The organism is Ligaoa zhengdingensis (assembly GCF_014384885.1).
Taxonomy (GTDB): Bacteria; Bacillota; Clostridia; order Oscillospirales; family Ruminococcaceae; genus Ligaoa; species Ligaoa zhengdingensis.
In genome coordinates, this window is the sequence record NZ_JACRST010000056.1 from 1 (window position 1) to 3,991 (window position 3,991).

Annotated in this window: 6 protein-coding genes; all 6 read left to right on the forward strand. The window is 54.7% G+C overall.

The window, feature by feature from the left end; translation table 11 throughout:
- A partial coding sequence (locus tag H8711_RS13255) for a VirB6/TrbL-like conjugal transfer protein, CD1112 family (RefSeq protein WP_249283842.1) occupies nt 1-594 on the forward strand: 594 nt, incomplete at its 5' end.
- 41 nt (nt 595-635) lie between these two features.
- Nucleotides 636-1,175 (forward strand): MT-A70 family methyltransferase, encoded by a 540-nt coding sequence (locus H8711_RS13260; RefSeq protein WP_023042361.1) that lies wholly within the window; start codon nt 636-638, stop codon nt 1,173-1,175.
- Between the two features lie 42 nt (nt 1,176-1,217).
- Nucleotides 1,218-1,640, forward strand: a complete 423-nt coding sequence (locus tag H8711_RS13265; protein WP_242828173.1) for a SpoVG family protein — start codon at nt 1,218-1,220, stop codon at nt 1,638-1,640.
- Between the two features lie 42 nt (nt 1,641-1,682).
- Nucleotides 1,683-2,303 carry a DUF7007 domain-containing protein gene (locus H8711_RS13270; protein WP_283245964.1) on the forward strand — a complete coding sequence of 207 codons (621 nt, stop codon included), beginning with the start codon at nt 1,683-1,685 and terminating at the stop codon, nt 2,301-2,303.
- Between the two features lie 44 nt (nt 2,304-2,347).
- Nucleotides 2,348-2,734 carry a PrgI family protein gene (locus H8711_RS13275; RefSeq protein ID WP_016306500.1) on the forward strand — a complete coding sequence of 129 codons (387 nt, stop codon included), beginning with the start codon at nt 2,348-2,350 and terminating at the stop codon, nt 2,732-2,734.
- Between the two features lie 19 nt (nt 2,735-2,753).
- A partial coding sequence (locus H8711_RS13280; RefSeq protein ID WP_430413579.1) for a VirB4-like conjugal transfer ATPase, CD1110 family occupies nt 2,754-3,991 on the forward strand: 1,238 nt, incomplete at its 3' end.

Consider the following 3,991-nt stretch of genomic DNA (forward strand, 5'->3'; position numbering starts at 1 on the left):
CATGAAGTTGACACATGGATGTTTTTTAAGTGGGTGTTCAAAACCTTTGTGGCTGTGATGATCCTGACGAATACCTTCAATATCGTGCTGGCGGTCTTTGATGTGAGCCAGCATGTGATACAGCAGTCAGCGGGCATTATCCAGAACGGGACAGAGATCACGCCGGATGTGCTGGACAGTCTGCGGACAGAACTTGAGGCGATGGAGTTAGGCCCTCTGTTCGGGCTATGGCTCCAGTCCTTCCTGATCCAGCTTACCATGATTGCCTTAAACATCGTGATCTTCGTCATCGTATATGGCCGTATGATTGAAATTTATTTACTCACAAGTTTAGCGCCTATCCCGTTTGCCACAGTCCCCAACAGGGAAACCGGACACATGGGGCAGAACTATTTCCGCTCCCTCTTTGCAGTGGGCTTTCAAGGTCTGTTGATCTTAGTCTGTGTCGCCATCTATGCGGTGCTGATCCAGAGTATCGCCACCGACGGCGACCCCATCGGGGCGATCTGGGGCTGCGTGGGATATACGGTGCTGCTGTGTTTTACCTTATTCAAAACAGGCAGTCTTGCAAAATCCATCTTTGGCTGCCATTAAGAGACTTCGGGCCATGCTGACCCGAAGCAGAAAGGAGGATCATGCCGAAAGAAAAATTTTCAATAATCTATGCAGATCCACCGTGGCGGTATGAACAGAAAAACAGGCAGGGATCAGCAGAGCTTCATTATCCCACTATGAGTATTGAAGAAATCTGTTCCCTTCCGGTAGCCGACTTGGCTGCAAAAGACAGCGTTCTGTTTCTGTGGGCAACATTCCCGCAACTGCCGGAAGCCTTAAAGGTCATTAAAGCATGGGGCTTTTCTTATCGCTCTGTGGCTTTTGTATGGATAAAGAGGAACCGGCGCTCCTACTCATGGTTTTACGGTCTGGGGTACTGGACCAGAGGTAATGCAGAAATTTGTCTTTTAGCCGTAAAAGGACATCCGAAGCGTAAGTCTGCCGGTGTCCATCAGCTTATTGTTTCCCCGATAGAGCGCCACAGCAAAAAGCCGGACGAGGCCAGGCGGAAAATTGTAGAACTGATGGGCGATATACCACGAGTGGAATTGTTCGCCAGAGAAAAAAAGCCCGGATGGGACGTGTGGGGAAACGAAGTTGAAAGCACTGTAAACTTGTAACAGCTTCGGGCCATGATGACCCGAAGCGGAAAGGAGAAATCCATGCAGGAAAAAACTGCGGGCGGAACACCAGCCGCCCCTATAATGCTGGATGTAAGCGTGCGGGTCATCGAACCTGTGAAAAATCTCATGGGCTTTGCCAGCGTGAAATTCAATGACTGCTTTGTGGTGGAAAATCTGAAAATCGTACAGGGCAGCAAGGGGCTCTTTCTTGGGATGCCCAGCCAGCCAGACGGCAAAGGCGGCTACCGGGATATGGCCTACCCTGTCACAAAGGAGTTCCGGGAACAGCTCAATACCGCTGTTCTGCAAGCCTATGAGGCAAAGCTGGAACAGATGGCGGAGCGCGGCTCTGTGGGGCGTGCGTCCATCAGCGACCAGCTCAAAGCCGGGAAAGCGGCTGCCGAGCAGGCAAAGGCAGAACGGCCCCCGAAGGAAAAGCCCAGCCGTGGGGCGGAGCGTTGACCTCGGGCCATAATGGCCCGAAGCAGAAAGGAGGCGGGAACCATGCCACGCAAACGGGCGGGCTATGACGCGGCCTGCTATTACGACGGAAAACTGCTGGGGCGCTGTACCAAAGCGGACAGCGACGCCTATACCCTGTTGATGAACGCCTGCGGCGGGGAGGCCGCCCGTGTCCTTCGGGAATATGCCTATTTTTCCCCGGAACTGAAAGCCATCTTAGAAAAGGCAGCGCTCATGCAGGCGGATCGGAGCCGGACGGGCGGAATGTTCCATGCGCCGAAAAACTCCCCGTGGGGCGAGGTGCAGAGCTGTGAAACCCTCTGTCCGGGGGTGTTTCTGGTATCTACCGCCAGCTACGGCGGAACGATGGTGGCAAATGAGGTAGCCGCCGTCCTCGCCCCAGCAGCGAAAAAGTGCGGCTTCAAGGACAAGGGCTATATCTGCTATGAGGAGGACGCACAGGAAAGTGTGGTGCTCCGGGAGTTGCTGGACAAAAAACTGTGGAACATCCCTGACCGCATTAAGGACAAAGAACAGTTTGAAGAAAAACTCAATCAGTCCATCCGGCAGTATAACCCCGAATACTGGCGGGCAAGGCAGAGCGGACGCAAGGCCGCCGAAGCTGCCCGCAGTACAACCCCGGCCAAAGAAGCCGCAAGATAACCTCGAGCCATGATGGCCCGAAGCAGTAAAGGAGGTGTACCCAAATGGCCTATGTGCCAGTACCAAAAGACCTTTCCAAAATCAAGACAAAGCTGGCCTTCAATCTGACGAAGCGCCAGCTTGTTTGTTTTTCCGGCGCAGCGGCGGTGGGGCTCCCGGCCTACCTGCTTTCCCGTGACAGTATCGGGAACAGCGCCGCCATGTTCCTGATGATCGGCCTCATGCTCCCGTTCTTCTTTCTGGCTATGTATGAGCGGGACGGCCTGCCGTTGGAAAAAGTGCTGAAAAACATCATCCGCACCCGGTTCCTCTATCCCCGTGTGCGGCCTTACAAAACCGAAAACTTCTATGCGCTGCTTAGCGCCAGAAAGGAGGCGCAGCCAATTGCGAAACAGCAGAAGGGCCGGAAAGCCCGCAGGCAGAAAGCCTGAAAAGCAGGGCCTTACCGGCCTGTTCACGAAAGGAAAAAATATTCCCACCACCGCCCAGCAGACCCTCCCTTACCGGGAAATGTACCGGGATGGGGTGTGCCGGGTAGCGGACCGCTATTACACCAAAACCATTGAATACGAGGACATCAACTACCAGCTCGCACAGTCCGAAGATCAGGCAGCCATCTTTGACGGGTGGAGCGCCTGCCTTAACTACTTTGACAGCAGCCTTCCGTTCCAGCTTTCCTTCCTCAACCACCGGAGCCGCCCGGGCAGCCGGTACAGCGTGAACATCCCCATGCAGGATGACGATTACAACAGCGTCCGGTGTGAGTATGTGGAAATGCTGGAAAACCAGATCGCCAAAAGCAACAACGGCATTGTCCGCACAAAGCTCCTGACCTTCGGCGTGAACGTGGACGACCTTCCCACCGCCAGGGCAAGGCTGGAACGTGTAGAGGCGGACATTTGCGGGAACTTCAAAAAGCTGGGCGTCAAGTGCCGCTCCCTTTCGGGGCTGGAACGGCTGGAGCTTCTTCACGGGCAGCTCCACCCCGGCAGCGGCTCCCCCTTCCGGTTTTCATGGGATATGATTCCAAAAACCGGGCTTTCCACCAAAGACTTTATCGCCCCGGACAGCTTCGACTTCCGTTTCAGCCGTCTGTTCCGGGTGGGGACGACTTGGGGCGCTGCCTCTTACTTGCAGATTTTAGCCTCGGAGCTCTCGGACAAGCTGCTGGCGGAGCTTTTGGAAATGGATGCGGAAATGACCATCACTCTCCATATCCAAACCGTCGATCAGGCCGCCGCCGTAAAATCCATCAAGGCCAAAGTCTCCGACATTGACAAGATGAAGGTGGAGGAACAAAAGAAGGCTGCCCGGTCCGGGTACGACATGGACATACTTCCACCCGACCTCGTAACATACAGCAACGACGCAAAGACCCTCTTGGAAGATTTACAGAGCCGGAATGAAAGAATGTTCCTGCTGACCTTCCTTGTGGTAAACATGGCCCCGACCCGCCGGGAGCTGGACAATGACCTGTTCACGGTGTCCGGTATCGTCCAGAAATACAACTGCACCTTGAAGCGGCTGGACTTCCAGCAGGAGGACGGTTTTCTTTCCAGCCTTCCGCTGGGCCATAACGGCATTGAGATCAAGCGCGGCATGACGACCAGCTCCACGGCCATTTTCGTTCCCTTTATGACGCAGGAGCTCCGCATGGATGGCGAAGCCGTCTATTACGGGCTCAACGC

What these genes read in the sequence shown, in the direction of transcription:
- H8711_RS13265 (WP_242828173.1), top strand. Translation starts at nt 1,218, where the DNA reads ATGCAGGAAAAAACTGCGGGCGGAACACCAGCCGCCCCTATAATGCTG.
- H8711_RS13275 (WP_016306500.1), top strand. Translation starts at nt 2,348, where the DNA reads ATGGCCTATGTGCCAGTACCAAAAGACCTTTCCAAAATCAAGACAAAG.
- H8711_RS13270 (WP_283245964.1), top strand. Translation starts at nt 1,683, where the DNA reads ATGCCACGCAAACGGGCGGGCTATGACGCGGCCTGCTATTACGACGGA.
- H8711_RS13260 (WP_023042361.1), top strand. Translation starts at nt 636, where the DNA reads ATGCCGAAAGAAAAATTTTCAATAATCTATGCAGATCCACCGTGGCGG.